Below are 20,100 nucleotides of genomic sequence, written 5' to 3'. Positions count from 1 at the left end.
GCTCAGTGTGTCTCCGGGATGGGCAGGCCGTCGGTCAGCGCGGGCGGGGTGTTCACGACTCCGCCGTCGCCGGCGTCGGTGCCGGCATCCGTCTCGACCACCGTGCGTCCTTCGATCGTCGCGTCCGGGTCGGTGACCAGCGGTGTGTCCTCGACGAGCGCGTTCGGCACGGCGGCGCGCCCGAGCGCGTCGATCGACGACCTGCCGAACGACACCTGTCCCGGTCCGAGCAGCGCGCCGTCGCTCAGGCGCAGGTAGGACGGCGCTTCGTCGATCACCATGCCGAGCGCCGTCGCGTTCGCGGCGAGGAACTGCGGCGAGCTCAGGCCCGCGATGTCGTCCTCCAGGATCTGCTTCTGGTACGTGAGCGCCCGCTGCTCCTCGTTGAGCTTCGACAGCTCGTACGAGCCCTGTGTCATGAGGATCGACAGGACCATCTGGGCGGCGCCGATCGCGAGCGCGCCGATCACCGCGACGATGCCGTAGACGAGCTTCGGGCGACGGCGGCGCCGGGCAGGCGTGTCGACGACGTGCAGGCGACGGCCGGGCGACTGCCGTTCGGGCAGCGGCGCTGCGGCGGCGACCGCCGCGGCGGCCGGCGTCATGCCGAGGATCTCGGCGCTGGGCGCGGCGTTCATGCGTTCGCCTCCTTCGCGTGGTCGGGTCGGATCCGCTCGGCGGCGCGCAGACGCACGGGCGTCGCGCGCGGGTTGCGCGCCCGCTCCTCTTCTGTCGCCTGCTCGGCGCCCCTCACGAGGAGCCGGAAGCGCGGAGCGTGCTCGGGCAGCTCGACGGGAAGGCCGGGGGGCGCCGTCGACGCGGATGCCTCGGCGAGCGCGCGCTTGACGAGGCGGTCCTCGAGCGACTGGTACGAGAGCACGACGATCCGACCGCCTACGGCGAGCATGTTCAGCGCCGCCGGGATCGCCCGCTCGAGCACGGACAGCTCGCGATTGACCTCTATGCGCAGTGCCTGGAACACGCGTTTGGCCGGATGCCCCGTCCGCTGCGCCGAGTACGGCGTCGCCTTCGTGAGGATCTCGACGAGTCGCCCCGATCGCTCGATCGGGGCCTCGGCGCGCGCGGCCACGATGGCTCGCGCGTAGCGGGCCGAGAGCTTCTCCTCGCCGTAGCGCTCGAAGATGCGCCGCAGCTCACCCTCGCTGTACGTGGCGAGGATGTCGGCGGCCGTCGTCCCGGACGACTGGTCCATGCGCATGTCCAGCGGCGCGTCCTGCGCGTAGGCGAAGCCCCGCTCCGCCTCGTCGAGCTGGAGCGACGAGACGCCGAGGTCGAACAGGATGCCGTTCACATCACTGCGGCCCGTCGAGGCGACCGCGTCGGCGATGCCGTCGTACACCGTGTGCACGAGTGTGACGCGATCGCCGAAGGGGGCCAGGCGATCGCCCGCGATGCGCAGCGCCTCGGTGTCGCGGTCGAGGCCGATGACGTGGAGCGCCGGGAACCGGTCGAGGAAGGCCTCGGTGTGACCGCCCATCCCGAGCGTGGCGTCGACGAGCACCGCGTCGGGGCCCTCGAGGGCGGGCGCGAGCAGCTCGATGCAGCGCTCGAGCATGACGGGGGTGTGGATGTCGCGGAGGTCCATGATGTCGGACGGCCTCGTCCCTCGGCCCTGATCCCCATCCGCTTCGACCTGGCACCGGGGAAGGTGCGCCAGGGCGGCAGCGGCTGGGAGTCAGGACCGAGGGCCTTCAGAACAGGCCCGGGATCACCTCCTGCTCCATCTCGGCGTAGGTCTCTTCGTTGCCTTCGAGGTAGGCGTTCCACGCATCGGCGTTCCAGATCTCGGCGTGTGCGCCCACGCCGGTGACGACGAGGTCGCGCTCGAGGCCTGCGTAGGCGCGCAGCGGAGGGGGGATCGTTATGCGGTTCTGGCTGTCGGGCTTCTCGGCGCTCGCGCCCGAGAGGAACATGCGGAGGAAGTCGCGGGCCTGCTTGTTCGAGAGCGGGGCCTCGCGGATGCGCTCGTGGATCCGCTCGAACTCCTCGCTGCTGAACACGTACAGGCAGCGCTCCTGCCCCCGGGTGACCACGACTCCCGAGCCGAGGTCGTCGCGGAACTTGGCGGGGAGGATGACGCGCCCTTTGTCGTCGAGCTTGGGAGTGTGCGTGCCAAGAAGCATCGACACTTCACCCCCTCACGTCCGGCCCCCACCAGGTTGTCCGCCACTTTACTCCACTTCCCTCCACTTCGTAACCCACACGCACCCCGGCGCGCCGAGGGAGCGGAGAAAAGGCCTGCGGAGGAACAAAAAAAGCACCGACCTCATGGGTCGGTGCTCGGATGCGGTTTCAGCGGTTGCGGATCAGCGTTCCCCCTGCCGGCGGTCCCAGCGGTCGTTCATCCGGTCCATGAAGGACGACGACGACTTCGGCTTGCGCTCATGGGCCGGTCCGGCGGTGGCGGTGGTCGCTCCTCCGCCCCGGGTCGGAGTCACCGCGAGGATGACGCCCCCCAGCATGACGACGAATCCGATCACGCCCACGATGACGAGCGGAACCGAGACTCCGGCGATGAGGCCGCCGAGGCCGATGAGCACCAGGACGGTGCCCAGCACGATGTTGCGATAGCTCAGGGAACGGCCGCCTCCGCGCGCGCTCACGACATCGGCGTCGTTGCGCATGAGATGGCGTTCCATCTCGTCGAGCAGACGCTGCTCCTGTTCGGAGAGTGGCATGCATCCCCCTCTTTGGGCTCTATGGCGTCGATTCTACGCGGCGCTGGGATCACTAGGCTAGGCCCGTGTCACCCCAGAGCGACCCGGTCGAGGCGGTTTCCCAGCGACTCGACACCTTCGTCACGGGTCAGCGCTCGAGCACCGCGCGGATGGGCGACGAAGCGGCCCTCCTCGTCGACGTCGCCGCGTCGACCCTGCGAGGCGGAAAAGGGCTCCGCGGGCGCTTCTGCATCGCCGGGTGGAGGGCAGTGGAGGAGGCATCCGTCTCGTCTTCCTCGGCGTCCGAGATCACGGATGCCGCGACGACCGCTGCGGCCGCCCTCGAGGTCTTCCACGCGGCCGCCCTCGTGCACGACGACCTCATCGACAACTCCGACACGCGCCGAGGGCGCCCGTCCGCACACCGCGCCCTCGAGCGTGCGCACCGCGACGCGGGGTGGACCGGCGACGCCGCGGCCTTCGGTCGCTCGGCCGCCGTGCTGCTCGGGGATCTGCTCGTCGCGTGGAGCGACGACCTCTTCGAAGAAGCGCTCGCGCAGCTCGACGCCGCGCGTGCCGCCCGCGCCCGCGCGGAGTACGCCACCATGCGACGTGACGTCACGATGGGGCAGTTCCTCGACATCGCCGAGGAGTCGGCCTACGCGAGCGAGCCCGACGACCGTCACGCCGACCGCGCCCTGCGTGTCGCCTCCTTCAAATCCGCGCGCTACAGCGTTCAGCAGCCCCTCGTCATCGGGGCGGCGATCGCCGGCGGCGACGACGCCCAGCGCGCGGCCCTGGCGGCGTTCGGGCATCCGCTCGGCATGGCGTTCCAGCTGCGCGACGATGTGCTCGGCGTCTTCGGCGACAGTGCCGAGACGGGCAAGCCCTCCGGCGACGACCTGCGCGAGGGCAAGCGCACCGTGCTCATCGCGTACGCGCGCGCGGCGCTTCCGCCGTCGGCGCGCAGGATCGTCGACGAGCTCATCGGAGATCCGGGGCTCGACGACGACCAGATCGCGTCGCTCCAGCGCACGATCGTCGACAGCGGTGCGCTCGACCGCGTGGAGCAGCTCATCGCGGATTACGCGCGCGACGCCGACCGCGCGCTGTCGGGCGCGCGCCTCGGGAACACCGCCGTCGGCGAGCTGCGCGATCTCGCGCGCGCCGCGACCGTGCGTACGCGCTGATTACGCGAGAGCCTGCGCGACCCGCCGCACCTCGCTCTTGCGTCCGGCGCGGAGCGCCTCGATGGGAGCCGTCCCGATCGAGTCCTCACTCGTGAGGAGCCAGTCGATCACCTCGTCGTCGGAGAATCCGGCATCGTGAAGCACGATCACGGTTCCCCGCAGCGACGAGAGCGGACGACCGTCGACGATGAAGACCGACGGCACTTTGAGCGGCCCGTGACGGCGCGAGCCGATGAGATGCGATTCGTCCAGGAGGCGATGAACGCGCCCGAGCGGCTCGCCCAGGACCTCGACGAGTTCGGGAAGCGTCAGCCAATCGGTCTCGATGCGCGGCACGGAATCTGCGGTCACGAAGCAACTATCTCATCCACGTGGCGGGGCTGCTCCTGCCACATTCGTCACATTGTTCACAACCGTCACGTGAGAGCACACCTGTTGACACCTGTTCCCATTCGTGACAGCGTTTTCCAAGTCGACAGAGGGGGGATCTCTTGCGACAGGAGAATGGTTCGACAGCTTTTCCGGAGGGCCGCGCCGCGCTCCGCCGACGCCGCGCCGCGGCGGGCGGCGCCGCGATAGCGGGCTCCATCGCCATGGTGCTCTCGGCCGCGCCCGCGCAGGCCGCCGAGACGAGGGCGGAGACGCCGACGCGGATGCCGCACCTCGACCCCGTCGAAGCAGGGGGCCTCGGTCCTGCACGGCCCGCGGGCATGACCGCCGTCGCGGCTCCCGCCGCGGTGCGCCTGCCCGCGGCTCCCGCAGCCGCCGCTTCCGCTCCCGCTCCCGCCTCGAACGGGGTCCCGGAGACGTACGTCGTCCAGCGCGGCGACACGGTGAGCGCCATCGCGGCGCGCCACGGCCTGCGGACGGCGGATGTGCTCGCGATCAACGGTCTCGGCTGGTCGAGCATCATCTACCCCGGCCAAGTGCTGCGGCTGACGTCGGGCGCGGCATCCGCCCCCGCCCCGGCCCCCGCGCCGTCGGGCACGACCTACACGGTTCGCGCGGGCGACACGATCTCCGCGATCGCACGGCGGCACGGCGTCTCGACGACCGCGGTGCTCGCGGCGAACGGCCTCAGCTGGTCGAGCATCATCTACCCCGGCCAGGTCGTGAAGATCCCCGCGGGCGGATCGACAGCCACCGCGGCTCCCTCCCCCGCTCCCGCGCCCACTCCGGCGCCCGCACCCGCACGGCCGGGCACGTCGTACACGATCCAGGCAGGCGACACCATCTCGGCGATCGCCCGGCGGCACGGAGTGTCGACGGCATCCGTGCTGTCGGCCAACGGTCTCACCTGGTCGAGCATCATCTACCCGGGCCAGATCATCACGATCCCGACGGCGGCGCCGGCCGTGCCCGGCCTCGATGCGGAGCAGGTCGCCAACGCGCAGCTCATCATCCGGATCGGTCGCGAGCTGGGCGTGCCCGACCGCGGCATCGCGATCGCGCTCGGCGCCGCGATGCAGGAGTCGTGGCTGCGCAATCTCGACTGGGGCGACCGGGACTCGCTCGGTCTGTTCCAGCAGCGGCCGAGCGCCGGATGGGGCACCGCAGCGGAGGTGCTCGATCCCGCACGGGCCACACGCGCGTTCTTCGGCGGTCCGGGCGATCCCAACGGAACGCGCACGCGCGGACTGCTCGACATCCCCGGGTGGGAGGGCATGAGCTTCGCGCAGGCGGCGCAGGCGGTGCAGGCATCGGCGTATCCGGATCGTTATGCGAGGTGGGAGCAGCCCGCTCACGCCTGGCTCGCGGCCCTCGGCTGACGGTCGCGCGGGTGCGCCGCTGCCCGGGCTGCTCTCACGGCGTCCGTAGACTTCTCCCGTGAGCACGAGCCAGCAGGTGGACCCGCTGATCGGCCGTCTCGTCGACGGTCGATACCGGGTTCGCGCGCGCATCGCGCGCGGCGGCATGGCGACGGTCTACGTCGCCACCGACCTGCGGCTCGAGCGCCGCGTCGCGCTGAAGGTCATGCACAGCCACCTGAGCGACGACACCGTCTTCCAGAGCCGGTTCATCCAGGAGGCTCGTGCCGCCGCCCGCCTCGCCGATCCGCACGTCGTCAACGTGTTCGACCAGGGCCAGGACGGCGAGATGGCGTACCTCGTCATGGAGTACCTGCCGGGCATCACCCTGCGCGAGCTGCTCCGCGAGCAGCGGCGTCTCACGGTGCCCCAGACGATCTCGGTCATGGACGCGGTGCTGTCGGGCCTGGCCGCCGCCCACCGCGCGGGCATCGTGCACCGCGACGTCAAGCCCGAGAACGTGCTTCTCGCGGAGGACGGCCGCATCAAGATCGGCGACTTCGGGCTCGCCCGCGCGACGACCGCGAACACCGCGACCGGATCGCAGCTGCTCGGCACGATCGCCTACCTCGCGCCCGAGCTCGTGACGCGCGGCACCGCCGACGCCCGCAGCGACATCTACGCGCTCGGCATCATGCTCTACGAGATGCTCACCGGCGAGCAGCCGTACAAGGGCGAGCAGCCGATGCAGATCGCGTACCAGCACGCGACCGACTCGGTGCCGCGCCCCAGCGTCAAGAATCCCGGCGTGCCCGAGCAGCTCGACGAGCTCGTGCTGTGGGCGACCGAGAAGACGCCTGACGACCGCCCCACCGACGCGCAGGTCATGCTCGACCGGCTGCGCGAGATCGAGCGCGAGCTCGGCATCACACCGCAGACCACCACGCGCTCGGCGGCGACCGGCGTGATCGCCGACGATGTCATCGACTCGGGTGAGCTCACCGCGGTGCTCCCCTCGACGACCGGGCACACGACCAGCCCCGTCGAGACCGTCGACAACGCGACACGCCTGCGCCGTGCCACCAAGCGCCGCGCCGCGAAGGGCGGCTGGCTCATCGCGCTCGTCCTGCTCCTCGCCGGGCTCGCCGGCGCGACCGGGTGGTGGTTCGGGTCGGGCCCCGGATCGCTCGTCGCGGTGCCCGACGTCACAGGCCGCACGTTCGCCGAGGCGGAGCAGCTCCTCGCCGCCGAGTCGCTCGTCGCAATCGAAGAGGGCGAGAACAGCCTCGACGTCGACCCTGGACTCGTGATCCGCAGCGAGCCACCCGTGGGGGCGCGCGTCGAGAAGGAATCCGAGGTCCGCGTGATCGTGTCGCTCGGGCCGGCGGAGGTCACCGTGGAACGGCTCATCGACCTCACCGAGACCGACGCGCGAAGAATCCTCGAGGATCTCGGGATCACGCCCGACGAGGAGAACGAGGAGTTCTTCACCGGCGCTCCCCAAGGCGCCGTCGTCGGGACGATGCTCAATCCGCGCGTGGGCGAGCCGTACGCGTGCGGTGAGGGCTGCACGGCCCACGAGGGCGATGGCGCGACGCTGTGGGTGTCACTCGGGCCCGTTCCCGACGTGGTCGGCGAGAGCGAGGACTCCGCCCGCCGCACGCTCGAGGGTGTGCGCCTCCTGGTGGCAGAGGAGTCCCAGACCGAGACGAGCGAGGAGATCGCGGCGGGCGATGTCATCCGCGTCCTCGGCCGCGAGGACGGCGGCTGGCTGCGTCCCGGCGACACCGTGACGCTCGTCGTCTCGACGGGCCCGCCGCTGTTCCCGATCCCGGACGTGCAGGATCTCACGCGCGACGAGGCGATCGCGACACTCGAGGGCGCCGGGTTCCAGGTGGACTACGCCGTGTTCTGGGCGGCGTTCCCGAACTCGCTCACGCGCGTGACCGGAACCGACCCCGCTCCCGGCGAGATGCGCGTCAAGGGTACGCGCGTCTACCTGCAGATCACGGCGTCGGGCTGACACGGGCGCCACGGATGCTTCGGCCGAGGCATCCGTCGGTCACCGCTTGTGGTTCTCGAGCTCCTCGGCCACCAGAAACGCGAGCTCGAGCGACTGCATGTGGTTCAGTCGCGGGTCGCACAGCGACTCGTAGCGCGTCGCGAGCGTCTCTTCGTCGATCATCTCGGAGCCGCCGAGACACTCGGTGACGTCGTCGCCGGTGAGCTCGACGTGGATGCCGCCCGGGAACGTCCCGACCGCGCGGTGCGCCTCGAAGAAGCCGCGCACCTCGTCGACGACGTCGTCGAAGCGACGCGTCTTGTAGCCCGTCGGGGTCGTGATGCCGTTGCCGTGCATCGGGTCGGTGACCCACAGCGGCTCCGCGCCCGAGTCCTTCACGGCCTGGAGCAGCGGCGGCAGCGCGTCGCGGATCTTGCCGGCGCCCATGCGCGTGATGAACGTGAGGCGGCCCGGCTCGCGCTCGGGGTCGAGCTTGTCGATGAGGGCGAGCACCGTCTCGGGCGTCGTGGTGGGGCCGAGCTTCACGCCGATCGGGTTGCGGATCTTCGAGAAGTAGTCGACGTGCGCGCCGTCGAGGTCGCGCGTGCGCTCGCCGATCCACAGGAAGTGCGCCGACGTGTTGTACGGCGTGCCCGTGCGCGAGTCGATGCGCGTGAGCGGACGCTCGTAGTCCATCAGCAGGCCCTCGTGGCCCGTGTAGAACTCGACGCGCTTGAGCTCGTCGAAGTCGGCACCTGCCGCCTCCATGAACTTGATCGCACGGTCGATCTCGTTCGCGAGGCGCTCGTACCGCGCGTTCGCCGGGTTCTGCGCGAAGCCCTTGTTCCACGAGTGCACCTCGCGCAGGTCGGCGAAACCGCCCTGCGTGAAGGCGCGGATGAGGTTGATGGTCGAAGCGGCGGTGTGGTAGCCCTTCAGCAGCCGCGACGGGTCGGCCTCGCGCGACTTCTCGGTGAAGTCGTAGCCGTTGACGATGTCGCCGCGGTACGCGGGAAGCGTCACGTCGCCGCGCGTCTCGGTGTCGCTCGAGCGCGGCTTGGCGAACTGCCCCGCCATGCGCCCCATCTTCACGACCGGCATCGACGCGCCATACGTCAGCACGACCGCCATCTGCAGCACGGTCTTGATGCGGTTGCGGATCTGGTCGGCGGTGGCCCCCGCGAACGTCTCGGCGCAGTCGCCGCCCTGCAGGAGGAACGCCTTGCCCGCCGCCGCGCGCGCGAGCTTGTCGCGCAGCTGGTCGACCTCGCCCGCGAAGACGAGGGGCGGGAGGGTGGCGAGCTCAGCGGATGCCGCGGCCACCGCCTCGGCGTCGGGCCACACGGGCTGCTGCTTGATGGGCAGAGTCCGCCAGTGGTCGAGGGCGTCGAGGTGCTGGAGCATCCGCCAATTGTATCGGCGCGCGGTGCGCACCAGCTCCGTCCGTCACCGCCTGGCGGGAGTGCTGCGCGTCAGGACGCGGCATCCGCCTTCGACCCGTCCTTCGACGGCTTCTTGAGCCGGTCCTTGACCGTCGAGGCGTAGACGTCCTCGTACTCCTGCTCGCCGAGCCGCTGGAGGGCCACCATGATCTCGTCCGTGACCGACCGCAGGATGTAGCGGTCGCCCTCCATCCCCGCGAACCGCGAGAAGTCGAGGGGTTCGCCGATCACCACACCCACTCGCACGACGCGCGGGATGCGCGTGCCGATCGGCATCATCGTGTCGGTGTCGACCATGACCACCGGGATGACCGGCACGTGCGCCTCGAGCGCCATGCGCGCGATGCCCGTGCGGCCGCGGTAGAGCTTGCCGTCGGGGCTGCGCGTGCCCTCCGGGTAGATGCCCAGCAGGTCGCCCCGCCCGAGCACCTGCAGGCCGGTGTTGAGCGAGGCCTCGGATGCCTGGCCGCCCGAGCGGTCGATCGGCAGCTGGCCCGTCGCCTTGAAGAACATGCGCGTGGCCCAGCCTTTGATGCCCCGCCCGGTGAAGTAGTCGCTCTTGGCGAGGAACGCGACGGGTCGGTCGATCATGAGCGGCAGGAAGATCGAGTCCACGAACGACAGGTGGTTGCTCGCGAGGATCGCAGCGCCCTCGGACGGGATGTTGCGGCGACCGATGATCCACGGGCGGAAGATCGCCTTGACGATCGGTCCGATCACCACGTACTTCATCAGCCAGTAGAACATCGCTACACCTCGCGCCCCGCGAGATCCGCCGCCCCGATGAGGCCCGCGTCGTTGCCGAGCCTCGCGATCGCGAACTCCGCGACGGGTCGGTCGCCGTAGCCGGGCAGGGCCGTCTCGTACGCGAGGCGCACGGGCTCGAGCAGCGTCTCGCCGAGTTGGGCGACGCCCCCGCCGATCACGAACAGCTCAGGGTCGAGGACGGCCTGGAATCCGCCGCACGCCTCGCCGAGCGCAGTCGCGACCCGCAGCAGAGCCTCGCGTGCCCCTTCGTCTCCCGCGAGCACGAGGCGTGAGACCGCGGGGCCCGAGATCGTGCCCTTCTGCTCGCGCAGCTCCGCGAGGGCTCTCCCCCGCTCGCTGCCCTCGTCGGCGATCGCGTTCGCCTCGCGCTGCAGTGCGCGTCCGGAGGCGTACTGCTCGAGGCATCCGTTCTGCCCGCATCCGCACGGGAGCCCGTCGCGGATGAAGCGGACGTGACCCAGCTCGCCCGCGATGCCGTGACCGCCCCGGAACAGCTCGCCGTCGACCATGACGGCGCCGCCCACTCCCGTGCCGAGCGTGAGCATGACCATGTCGTCGACGTCGCGCCCGGCGCCGAATCGGAACTCCGCCCAGCCTGCCGCGTTCGCGTCATTCTCGATCGAGACGGGAAGCGGGATGTCGCGCTGGAGGATCTCGCGCAGCGGGTAGTCGTGCCACGCGATGTTCGGGGCGTGGATGACCACCGAGTGCGTCTTGTCGATGAACCCGGCCGCGGCGACGCCGACGGCGGACACGTCGTGGTGCTCGATGAAGTGATTCGCCATGTCGGCGACCGCGCTCGCAAGCGCCCCCGTGTCGGCGGGCGTCTCGACGCGGACCTTCTCGAGGATCGCGCCGTCGGCGTCGACGACGCCTCCGGCGATCTTCGTCCCGCCGATGTCGATCCCGACGTTGAGCACCAGTGTCCTTTCAGCCGACGCGCTCGCGACGGCGCCTTGAAGTCTATCCGCGCGAGGCCGCTCGAAACCGGCCCCGCATGTCACCTTCCACAAGCGCATGTCGTGCACAGCATGGGCGACTAAACTCGTCCCATTCACCCGAACATTTCATTGCCGGTACCGAAGGAGCTGCCGTGGTCCAATTCGAAGTCCCAGCGATCGTTCCCGCCGATCCACAGGCGAACGTCACTGACCTTCTCGTCGAACGTCTGAAGGCGACGCCCGACCGGGCGCTGTTCGCCGTCCCCGAAGGCGAGGGCTGGCGTGACATCACCACGGCCGAGTTCCACCGCCAGGTCATCGCGCTCGCGAAGGGCTTCGTCGCGGCGGGCATCGAGCCCGGCGACAAGGTCGGCTTCGTCGCGCGCACGACCTACGACTGGACGCTCGTCGACTTCGCGCTCTTCTTCGCGGGCGCGGTCATGGTGCCGATCTACGAGACGAGCTCCGCTTCGCAGATCCAGTGGATCCTCACCGACTCGGGTGCCGTCGCATGCATCGTCGAGTCCCCCGACCATGCGGCGCGCCTCGACGAGGTGCGCGCCGACGTGCCGCTCATCCGCTCCGTGTGGGAGATGCACCGCGGCGACCTCGACAAGCTCATCGAGCAGGGAAAGGACGTCACCGACGAAGAGATCGAGCGGCGCCGCAACATCGCGAACGGCTCCGACATCGCGACGCTGATCTACACGTCCGGGTCGACCGGCCGCCCGAAGGGCTGCGTCCTCACGCACAGCAACTTCGTCGAGCTGTCGCGCAACTCCGCGAAGGCCCTGCGCGAGGTCGTCGAGTACCCGGGTGCGTCGACGCTGCTGTTCATCACGACGGCCCATGTGTTCGCACGGTTCATCTCGATCCTGAACGTCCACGCGGGTGTCAAGACGGGCCACCAACCCGACACGAAGCAGCTCCTGCCGGCGCTCGGCTCCTTCAAGCCGACGTTCCTGCTCGCGGTGCCGCGCGTGTTCGAGAAGGTGTACAACTCGGCCGAGCAGAAGGCCGAGGCTGGTGGCAAGGGCAAGATCTTCCGCGCCGCCGCGCACACCGCGATCGAGCACTCGAAGCTGCAGCAGGAGGGTCGCAAGGTCCCGCTGGGCACGCGCATCAAGTTCAAGCTGTTCGACAAGCTGGTGTACTCCAAGCTGCGCACGGCCATGGGCGGCAACGTCGTGTACGCGATCTCGGGCTCGGCCCCGCTCGGCGAGCGCCTCGGCCACTTCTTCCACAGCCTCGGCGTCGTGATCCTCGAGGGCTACGGCCTCACCGAGACGACGGCTCCGGCGACGGTCAACCTCCCGACGAAGTCGAAGATCGGCACGGTCGGCCCGGTGCTCCCGGGCGTCGGCATCCGCCTCGCCGAGGACGGCGAGATCGAGGTGCGCGGCATCAACGTCTTCAAGGAGTACTGGCGCAACCCCGAGGCGACGGCCGCCGCGTTCGACGGCGACTGGTTCAAGACGGGTGACCTCGGCTCGTTCGACGAGGAGGGCTTCCTCACGATCACGGGCCGCAAGAAGGAGATCATCGTCACGGCGGGCGGCAAGAACGTCGCCCCGGCCGCGCTGGAAGACCCGATCCGCGCCAACCCGATCGTCGGGCAGGTCGTCGTGGTCGGCGACCAGAGGCCGTTCATCTCGGCGCTCGTGACGCTCGATCCCGAGATGCTGCCGACGTGGCTGGCGAACAACCAGCTGCCGGCCGACATGTCGCTGGCCGAGGCCGCTGCGAACGGCGCCGTGCGCGCCGAGGTGCAGCGGGCGATCGACGAGGCGAACAAGCGCGTCTCGCGCGCCGAGTCGATCCGCAAGTTCACGATCCTCTCCACCGAGTGGACTGAGGCGAGCGGTCACCTGACGCCCAAGATGAGCATCAAGCGCAACGTGATCCTGGCCGACTTCGCGGACGAGATCGAGGAGATCTACGCGGCGCCGGTCAACACGTCGAACGTGTCGCTCAAGTAGTCGAGACGGCGAAGAGCGAGGACCCGGGGCGGATGCCTCGGGCCCTCGCTCTCGCTCTCGCGTCGGAGCGGATGTCGCGGTGGAGCCGGCGTCGCCGCATCCGGTATCGCGTCAGAACCAGTCGCTCTCGCGGACTTGACGCATCGCGACGCGCCGCGTCTCGGGCGGCAGTCGGTCGAGGTAGAGCTTGCCGTCGAGGTGGTCGGTCTCGTGCTGCAGCGCCTGCGCCATGAGCCCCTCCCCCTCGATGACGACCTCGTTGCCGTCGAGGTCGATGCCGACGACCTTCGCGTACGGGTGCCGCGGTGTCTCATGCCAGAGTCCCGGCACCGAGAGGCAGCCCTCGCCCATGAGCTCGGGCTCGCCCCGCACTTCGACGAGCACGGGGTTGAGGACGTAGCCGATGTCGCCGTCGATGTTGTAGCTGAAGGCGCGTGTGCCCACCCCGATCTGGGGCGCCGCGACACCCGCGCGTCCGGGGAGCTCGACCGTGTCGAGCAGATCTTGCACGAGCGCGCGCACGCCCTCGTCGATGCCGTCGACAGGCGCCGCCGGCGCCTTGAGCACAGGGTCGCCGAAGAGGCGGATGGGCCGGACCGTCATCGATCAGGCGGCGACCGCGAGGGCGCGGAGTCCTTCGACGACCGTCGCCGCGAGCTCGCGCGCGGCAAGGCGCGTGGCCGGCTGCAGGTCGCGGAACGCGATAGCGCTCCCGGCCGCGATGTGCGGGTCGTACGGAATCTGCACGACCGCACGCACGCGCGAGCGGAAGTGCGCCTCGAGCTCATCGGCGCGCACGATCGGGGCGCCCGGGCGCGCGTGGTTCAGGACGACCACGGCGTTGCGCACGCGCTCGGCGTAGCCGTTCGTCTCGAGCCACGTGATCGTCTCGGACGCCAGACGCGCTTCGTCGACGCTGAGGCCGGCCACGATCACGAGCTGGTCGGCGCGGTCGAGCGTCGCGCTCATGACCGAGTGCACGATGCCGGTTCCGGTGTCGGTGAGCACGATCGAGTAGTAGTGCGCCGCGATGCGCGCGACGTCGTGGTAATCGCGGTCGCTGAACGCCTCGGACACGCGGGGGTCGCTGTCGGAAGCGAGTACGTCGAGGCGCGTCTCGTCGCGCGCGACGATCGATGAGATGTCGGCGTAGCCGCTCACCTCGCCGCGCGAGCGCACGAGGTCGCGAACGGTCTTGGCGCTCCCGCGCGAGACGCGGTCCGCGAGCGTGCCGCGATCGGGGTTGGCGTCGACCGCGATGATGCGGTCGTCGCGCGCGTCGGCGAGCGCCATGCCCAGCAGCGTCGTGACGGTCGTCTTGCCGACGCCGCCCTTGCGCGACACGACGGGCACGAAGCGCGCTCCTCCCGGAAGCGGCGCCGCGATGCGGCGGTCGAGCTCCTTGCGCGCCTGGGCGCGCTTGCTGTCGCCGAGGTGGATGCGCTTGCCGGAGATCGTGTAGATGAAGTGCTGCCACACGCCCTCGGGCTCGGGCTTGACGACCTGGTGCGGGTCGAGCAGGCGATCGGCCGTGAGCAGATCGGCGCTCTCACGGTTGGCCTCGAACTCCCCCAGCCGCTTCGACGTGAGCGAGATGTCGGACCGCGCGGGCGTGCGCTCAACCGCGCGTGCGGGACGCTCGGGATTCCCGGGGTGATGCGCCTCCCAGCGGGTCGCCGGGCTCGGCGACGGCGTCGCGCGCGTGCTGGGCGTGCGCGAGGGTTCGGCTGTCTCGCCCGCCGCAGTCGGCGTTGCGCCGGTTCCCGTTCCCGTCTCGCGCCCGCGCTCGCCCCGCGGGTGCGCCGCGATCGCGCCCGCGATCAGCGCGTCCAGATCGGCGGTCTCGATCGTCGGGCCGTTCTCCTCGGCCTCGGCGCCGGGCTGTCCCTCATCACCGGGACGCTCGGCGTCGGCATCCGATGCGATCTCAGGATCAAGCATGTCATCGACCTCCGGCTCAGCGACGGCCCCGTCAGCCAACTCGTCCGCGACACCAGCCTGTGCGACCGAGCCCCCATCCGCAACACTCTCGCCGACAGGAGTTTCGCCGATCGGGTGCCCGCCGGGCGTGATCGGGTCGAACGAGCCGGTGTCGACGAGCTCGGCGTCGATGACGTCGTCGCCCTCGTCTGCGTGCTCCGCCGCCGTGTCGACGGCGCCCGTCTCGATGATCTCGGCCTCGGCCGTGTCGGCGCCGAGGAGGTCGGCGTCGATGACGACTTCGTCGCCGACGACGTCGTCATCCAGGTCGTCGTCCTCTGACGCGATCGGGAAGCTCACCTCGACCTGCTCGGTGGATCCGCCCAGGATGTCGAAGCCGGTCGTGTTGATGCTCCCGGTGTCGGCCAGCACGCCGTTCTCGGCGTCGTCGGGGGTCTGGTCTTGTCGCTCAGGCGTCAATGCGGGCTTCTCCAAGGAGGCGTCGGGCAGGCGCGCGTACGATCGCGCGCCCTCCAGGCTACTGGGCGGGACGGATCACGACCAAAAGGTCACCGGCCTCGACCTGCTGCGCACCGCTCAAAGCGAGCCTCTCGACGACGCCGGAGACGGGTGCCGTGATGGCCGCCTCCATCTTCATGGCCTCGATCGACGCGACCGGCTGACCGGCCGTGACCTTGTCGCCGACCTCGACCTTGAGCGTCACGACGCCCGAGAACGGCGCGGCCACCTGGCCCGGCTTGCTCGTGTCGGCCTTCTCGGCTGCCACCTTCTCGACCTTGATCGAGCGGTCGCGCACGTAGACGGGGCGCAGCTGGCCGTTGAGCGTCGTCATGACGGTGCGGATGCCGCCGTCGTCGGGCTCGCCGATCGCTTCCAGACCCACGTAGAGCTGCACGCCGGGGTCGATCTCGGCGACGTGCTCTTCGCCGGGCTTGAGGCCGTAGAAGTAGTCCGGCGTGCCGAGGGCGGAGAGGTCGCCGTACGTCTCGCGGTTGTGCTCGAACTCCCTCGCCGGTCCCGGGAACAGGAGACGATTGAGCGTGCGGCGGCGGTCGGCCGCGTCGCCCGCGAGACCTTCCTGCTCCTCGGCGCTCAGCGGCGGGATGTCGATCGAGACGCTGCGGCCGGCGAGCACCTTCGAGCGGAAGGGCTCGGGCCAGCCGCCCGGCAGATCGCCGAGCTCACCCGCCATGAACCCGACGACCGAGTCGGGGATGTCGTAGTTCTGCGGGTTCTGCTCGAAGTCGGCCGGGTCGGCCTTCGCCGCGACGAGCGCGAGCGCGAGGTCGCCGACGACCTTCGACGAGGGCGTGACCTTCGGAATGCGCCCGAGGATGCGGTCGGCCGCCGCGTACATGTCCTCGATGAGCTCGAAATCGTCGGCGAGACCGAGCGCGATCGCCTGCTGGCGGAGGTTCGACAGCTGCCCGCCCGGGATCTCGTGGTGATAGACGCGACCGGTGGGCCCGGGAAGACCGGACTCGAACGGACGGTACAGGTGGCGCACCGCCTCCCAGTACGGCTCCAGGTCGCTCACCGCCTGGAGGCTGACGCCCGTGTCGCGCTCGGTGTGTGCGAGCGCCGCGACCAGTGCCGACAGCGACGGCTGGCTCGTCGTGCCCGCGAGCGGAGCGGCCGCAGCATCGACCGCGTCGACTCCCGCGGCGCTCGCCGCGAGCAGGGTCGCGAGCTGGCCGCCGGCGGTGTCGTGCGTGTGCAGGTGCACGGGAAGGTCGAATCGTTCGCGCAGCGCCGTGACGAGCTTCGCCGCGGCAGCCGGACGCAGGAGGCCCGCCATGTCTTTGATCGCGAGGATGTGGGCGCCCGCCTCGACGATCTGCTCGGCCAGGCGCAGGTAGTAGTCGAGCGTGTAGAGGCGCTCGGCCGGGTCGAGCAGGTCGGCGGTGTAGCACACGGCGACCTCGGCGACCGCGGTGCCCGTCTCGAGCACGGCGCTGATCGCGGGGCGCATCTGGTCGACGTCGTTGAGTGCGTCGAAGATGCGGAAGACGTCGACGCCGGTGCGGGCGGCCTCCTTCACGAACGCATCCGTCACCTCGACGGGTCGCGGCGTGTAGCCGACCGTGTTGCGTCCGCGCAGCAGCATCTGGATCGGGATGTTCGGCATCGCCTCCCGCACCGCCTCGAGGCGCTCCCACGGATCCTCGGCGAGGAACCGAAGCGCGACGTCGTAGGTCGCGCCGCCCCACGCCTCGATCGACAAGAGCTCGGGCGTCATCCGGGCGACGTGCGCGCCGGCCCGCACGAGGTCACGCGTGCGCACGCGCGTCGCGAGCAGCGACTGGTGCGCGTCGCGGTACGTCGTCTCGGTGACCGCGAGCGCCGTCTGGTCGCGGAGGGCCTTCGCGAATCCGGCGGGACCGAGCTCGCGCAGGCGCTCGAGGTTGCCGGCGGGGATCGGCGTCGTGAGGTCGATGTCGGGCAGCTTGCTGCCCGGCGACACCATGATGGGCTTCTCGCCGTACGGCCGGTTGACGGTGACGTCGGCCAGCCAGTTTAGGAGCTTCGTGGCCCGGTCGCGGGACGGATGACTCGTGAGCAGCTGCGGCCGCTCGTCGATGAACGACGTGCTGACGTCTCCCTCGACGAAGGCGGGCTCGTCGAGCACCGCGCGCAGGAAGGGGATGTTCGTCGCGACGCCGCGGATGCGGAACTCGGCCAGCGCGCGCTTCGCGCGGGCGACCGCCGCCGGGAAGTCGCGGCCCCGGCACGTGAGCTTGGAGAGCATCGAGTCGAAGTGCGGGCTGATCTGCGAGCCCGCGGCGGTCGTGCCGCCGTCGAGACGGATGCCGGCGCCGCCGGGCGAGCGATAGGTGGTGATGCGTCCCGTGTCGGGGCGGAAACCCTGCGCGGGGTCCTCCGTCGTGATGCGGCACTGGAGCGCCGCGCCGCGGAGCTGGATGCTCTCCTGGTGGAGGCCCAGATCGGCGAGGGTCTCGCCGGCCGCGATCCGCATCTGCGACTGCACGAGGTCGACGTCCGTCACCTCTTCGGTGACGGTGTGCTCGACCTGGATGCGCGGGTTCATCTCGATGAAGACGACCTCGCCCGTGCGCGGGCCGGCGGTCTCGAGCAGGAACTCGACGGTGCCCGCGTTGACGTAGCCGATCGACTTCGCGAACGCCACGGCGTGCGCGTGGAGCGCGTCGCGGATGGCGGGATCGAGGTTCGGCGCGGGCGCGATCTCGATGACCTTCTGGTGGCGGCGCTGCACCGAGCAGTCGCGTTCGAAGAGGTGGACCGTCTCGCCGGTGGCATCCGCCAGGATCTGCACTTCGATGTGCCGCGGACGCACGACCGCCTGTTCGAGGAAGACGCGCGGGTCGCCGAACGCCGCGCCCGCCTCGCGCATCGCCTCGGCGATGGCGGGCGGCAGGTCGTCGGCGGTCTCGACGCGCCGCATCCCGCGCCCACCGCCTCCGGCGACGGCCTTCACGAAGATGGGGAAGCCGATCCCCTCCGCCTGGGCGACGAGGGCGTCGACGTCGTCCGAGGCATCCGTCGATCGCAGCACGGGCACGCCCGCCGCGACCGCGTGCTCCTTCGCCGTCACCTTGTTGCCCGCCATCTCGAGCACCTTCGCGGGCGGTCCGATGAAGGTGATGCCGTTCTCGGCGGCCTTCGCGGCGAGCTCGGGGTTCTCGGAGAGGAAGCCGTAGCCGGGATAGATCGCGTCGGCCCCGGACTTGAGTGCGACGCGGATGATCTCGTCGACGTCGAGGTATGCACGCACCGGATGCCCGCGCTCGCCGATCTCGTACGATTCGTCTGCTTTCTGCCGGTGCAGCGACCCTCGGTCCTCGAACGGGAACACCGCGACGGTCCTCGCGCCGAGCTCGAAAGCCGCGCGGAAAGCCCGGATGGCGATCTCACCTCGATTGGCAACAAGGATCTTCTTGAACATTCGCACCTCGCGCAGGATCCGGCCGATAACCCAGCCGCCGGTACGGCTGAGTGTGCTCACAGCCTAGGGGACGGTAACGTAGTGCCTTGTGCACGTACTCTCCGTGAGCTCGCTCAAAGGCGGTGTCGGCAAGACGACCGTCACTCTGGGCCTCGCCTCCGCCGCGTTCGCGCGAGGAGTGCGCACGCTCGTGGTCGACCTCGACCCCCAATCCGACGTCTCCACCGGCATGGACATCCAGGTCGCCGGCCGCCTCAACGTGGCCGATGTCCTGGCGAATCCGAAGGAGAAGGTCGTCCGTCAGGCGATCACCTCCAGCGGGTGGGCGAAGGTCCATCCCGGCACGATCGACGTGATGATCGGCAGCCCGTCCGCCATCAACTTCGACGGTCCGCACCCGAGCGTGCGCGACGTGTGGAAGCTCGAAGAGGCGCTCGCGACGATCGAGGCCGACTACGACCTCGTCCTGATCGACTGCGCTCCCTCGCTCAACGCGCTCACGCGCACGGCGTGGGCGGCGAGCGACCGGGTCATCGTCGTCACCGAGCCGGGCCTGTTCTCCGTGGCCGCCGCCGACCGTGCCCTGCGAGCCATCGAAGAGATCCGCCGCGGCCTCTCCCCCCGCCTCCAGCCCCTCGGCCTCGTGGTGAATCGCGTGCGTCCGCAGTCGATCGAGCACCAGTTCCGCATCAAGGAGCTGCGCGACATGTTCGGCCCGCTCGTGCTCTCGCCGCAGCTGCCCGAGCGCACGTCACTCCAGCAGGCGCAGGGCGCGGCGAAGCCGCTGCACATCTGGCCGGGCGACTCCGCGCAGGAGCTCGCCGCCGACTTCGACGCACTGCTCGACCGCGTCATGCGAACGGGCCGCATCCCCACCCCGGCGACGCCGGGCGAGGTCCGCGCGCAGTAGTGACGACGCTTACAGCGGGCCGAGCACGCCCGCTCCGTCGCGCACCTCGAACACCAGCTGCGTCTCCGTCTTCGTGACGGCCGGATGGATCGTGATGTGCTCGAGGATCAGGTCGCGCAGCCGCTGCGGACTGGGCACCGCGACCAGGAGGACGAAGTCGTCGTCGCCTGCCACGTGGATCACGGAGAGGGCTCCCGGAATCGCGACGAGCCGGTCGAACAGCTCGTTCACGTGGGCGCGGTTGTGACTCGCGAGATGCACGCGTACGACGGCCTGGATCGGACGCCCGACAGCCGCCGGATCGATCCTCGCGCTGATGCCCGCGATGACCCCTGACTCGCGCAGCGCCTTGACCCGACTCGCGCACGTGGACTCGGCGATGCCGACGCGCGCGGCGAGGGCCGCGTTGGTCATCCGGCCGTCTGCTGACAGAGCCTCGAGGATGGCCCGGTCGGTGCCGTCCAAGACCGGCGCGGCGGGGTGCGGATTCTTCGGCGGCGTCATGATTCAGATGGCCCGGATCGCAGATTCCTCATGGAACTCAATTGTGCACCGTGGAACGTTCGGCGTCGATTG

At 70.3% G+C, this 20,100-nt stretch carries 17 protein-coding genes; 5 read left to right on the top strand and 12 right to left on the bottom strand.

What is annotated here, in order from left to right; genetic code table 11:
- Positions 1-2 precede the first annotated feature (2 nt).
- The 4 genes from ftsL to VNR19_RS01490 form a co-directional block, all read right to left on the bottom strand.
- On the bottom strand, positions 3-638 hold the full coding sequence (gene ftsL / locus VNR19_RS01505; protein ID WP_325723208.1) for a cell division protein FtsL: 636 nt from the start codon (positions 636-638) through the stop codon (positions 3-5).
- Positions 635-1,606 carry a 16S rRNA (cytosine(1402)-N(4))-methyltransferase RsmH gene (rsmH, locus tag VNR19_RS01500; protein ID WP_325723206.1) on the bottom strand — a complete coding sequence of 324 codons (972 nt, stop codon included), beginning with the start codon at positions 1,604-1,606 and terminating at the stop codon, positions 635-637. Before rsmH ends, ftsL begins: the two co-directional genes overlap by 4 nt.
- A gap of 106 nt (positions 1,607-1,712) precedes the next feature.
- Positions 1,713-2,144: a division/cell wall cluster transcriptional repressor MraZ gene (mraZ, locus tag VNR19_RS01495; RefSeq protein WP_325723308.1), complete on the bottom strand. Its 432-nt coding sequence runs from the start codon at positions 2,142-2,144 to the stop codon at positions 1,713-1,715.
- A gap of 183 nt (positions 2,145-2,327) precedes the next feature.
- Positions 2,328-2,699: an SCO2097 family morphological protein gene (locus VNR19_RS01490; protein WP_325723204.1), complete on the bottom strand. Its 372-nt coding sequence runs from the start codon at positions 2,697-2,699 to the stop codon at positions 2,328-2,330.
- 65 nt (positions 2,700-2,764) lie between these two features.
- Here VNR19_RS01490 and VNR19_RS01485 point away from each other — a divergent pair, with 65 nt between their 5' ends.
- Entirely contained in the window at positions 2,765-3,868 is a 1,104-nt protein-coding gene (locus tag VNR19_RS01485) for a polyprenyl synthetase family protein (RefSeq protein ID WP_325723202.1), read from the top strand.
- On the opposite strand, the gene VNR19_RS01480 is transcribed toward VNR19_RS01485, so the two are convergent.
- Positions 3,869-4,219, bottom strand: a complete 351-nt coding sequence (locus VNR19_RS01480; RefSeq protein WP_325723200.1) for an Rv2175c family DNA-binding protein — start codon at positions 4,217-4,219, stop codon at positions 3,869-3,871.
- 242 nt (positions 4,220-4,461) lie between these two features.
- On the opposite strand from VNR19_RS01480, the gene VNR19_RS01475 reads away from it, so the two are divergent.
- Together VNR19_RS01475 and pknB are read left to right on the top strand one after the other, a co-directional pair.
- Positions 4,462-5,637: a LysM peptidoglycan-binding domain-containing protein gene (locus VNR19_RS01475; protein ID WP_325723198.1), complete on the top strand. Its 1,176-nt coding sequence runs from the start codon at positions 4,462-4,464 to the stop codon at positions 5,635-5,637.
- Positions 5,638-5,695: 58 nt separating this feature from the next.
- On the top strand, positions 5,696-7,639 hold the full coding sequence (pknB, locus tag VNR19_RS01470; RefSeq protein ID WP_325723196.1) for a Stk1 family PASTA domain-containing Ser/Thr kinase: 1,944 nt from the start codon (positions 5,696-5,698) through the stop codon (positions 7,637-7,639).
- Positions 7,640-7,678: 39 nt separating this feature from the next.
- Here the strand turns inward: pknB and VNR19_RS01465 are convergent, their stop codons facing one another.
- The 3 genes from VNR19_RS01465 to VNR19_RS01455 form a co-directional block, all read right to left on the bottom strand.
- Entirely contained in the window at positions 7,679-9,022 is a 1,344-nt protein-coding gene (locus tag VNR19_RS01465; RefSeq protein ID WP_325723194.1) for a class II 3-deoxy-7-phosphoheptulonate synthase, read from the bottom strand.
- Positions 9,023-9,090: 68 nt separating this feature from the next.
- Positions 9,091-9,807, bottom strand: coding sequence for a lysophospholipid acyltransferase family protein (locus VNR19_RS01460; protein ID WP_325723192.1), 717 nt, complete (start codon positions 9,805-9,807; stop codon positions 9,091-9,093).
- 2 nt (positions 9,808-9,809) lie between these two features.
- A complete protein-coding gene (locus VNR19_RS01455) occupies positions 9,810-10,748 on the bottom strand; it encodes an ROK family glucokinase (RefSeq protein ID WP_325723190.1) in 939 nt (312 codons plus the stop codon).
- A gap of 173 nt (positions 10,749-10,921) precedes the next feature.
- Between VNR19_RS01455 and VNR19_RS01450 the strand changes: the two genes are divergently transcribed.
- Positions 10,922-12,748, top strand: a complete 1,827-nt coding sequence (locus tag VNR19_RS01450) for an AMP-dependent synthetase/ligase (RefSeq protein WP_325723188.1) — start codon at positions 10,922-10,924, stop codon at positions 12,746-12,748.
- 111 nt (positions 12,749-12,859) lie between these two features.
- Here VNR19_RS01450 and VNR19_RS01445 read toward each other — a convergent pair whose 3' ends face one another.
- From VNR19_RS01445 to VNR19_RS01435, 3 genes are read right to left on the bottom strand one after another with little or no spacing between them, the layout of a single operon-like run.
- Entirely contained in the window at positions 12,860-13,351 is a 492-nt protein-coding gene (locus VNR19_RS01445) for a peptide deformylase (protein WP_325723186.1), read from the bottom strand.
- Positions 13,352-13,354: 3 nt separating this feature from the next.
- On the bottom strand, positions 13,355-15,148 hold the full coding sequence (locus VNR19_RS01440) for a MinD/ParA family ATP-binding protein (protein ID WP_325723184.1): 1,794 nt from the start codon (positions 15,146-15,148) through the stop codon (positions 13,355-13,357).
- Between the two features lie 58 nt (positions 15,149-15,206).
- Complete coding sequence (locus tag VNR19_RS01435; protein ID WP_325723306.1) at positions 15,207-18,614, bottom strand: pyruvate carboxylase; 3,408 nt, start codon at positions 18,612-18,614, stop codon at positions 15,207-15,209.
- 88 nt (positions 18,615-18,702) lie between these two features.
- Here VNR19_RS01435 and VNR19_RS01430 point away from each other — a divergent pair, with 88 nt between their 5' ends.
- On the top strand, positions 18,703-19,524 hold the full coding sequence (locus tag VNR19_RS01430) for a ParA family protein (protein ID WP_179490772.1): 822 nt from the start codon (positions 18,703-18,705) through the stop codon (positions 19,522-19,524).
- 9 nt (positions 19,525-19,533) lie between these two features.
- Here VNR19_RS01430 and VNR19_RS01425 read toward each other — a convergent pair whose 3' ends face one another.
- Complete coding sequence (locus VNR19_RS01425) at positions 19,534-20,028, bottom strand: Lrp/AsnC family transcriptional regulator (RefSeq protein ID WP_325723181.1); 495 nt, start codon at positions 20,026-20,028, stop codon at positions 19,534-19,536.
- Positions 20,029-20,100 lie beyond the last annotated feature (72 nt).

Source organism: Microbacterium sp. (genome assembly GCF_035556355.1).
GTDB lineage: Bacteria > Actinomycetota > Actinomycetes > Actinomycetales > Microbacteriaceae > Microbacterium.
This window is presented reverse-complemented; position numbering and strand designations above follow the sequence as displayed.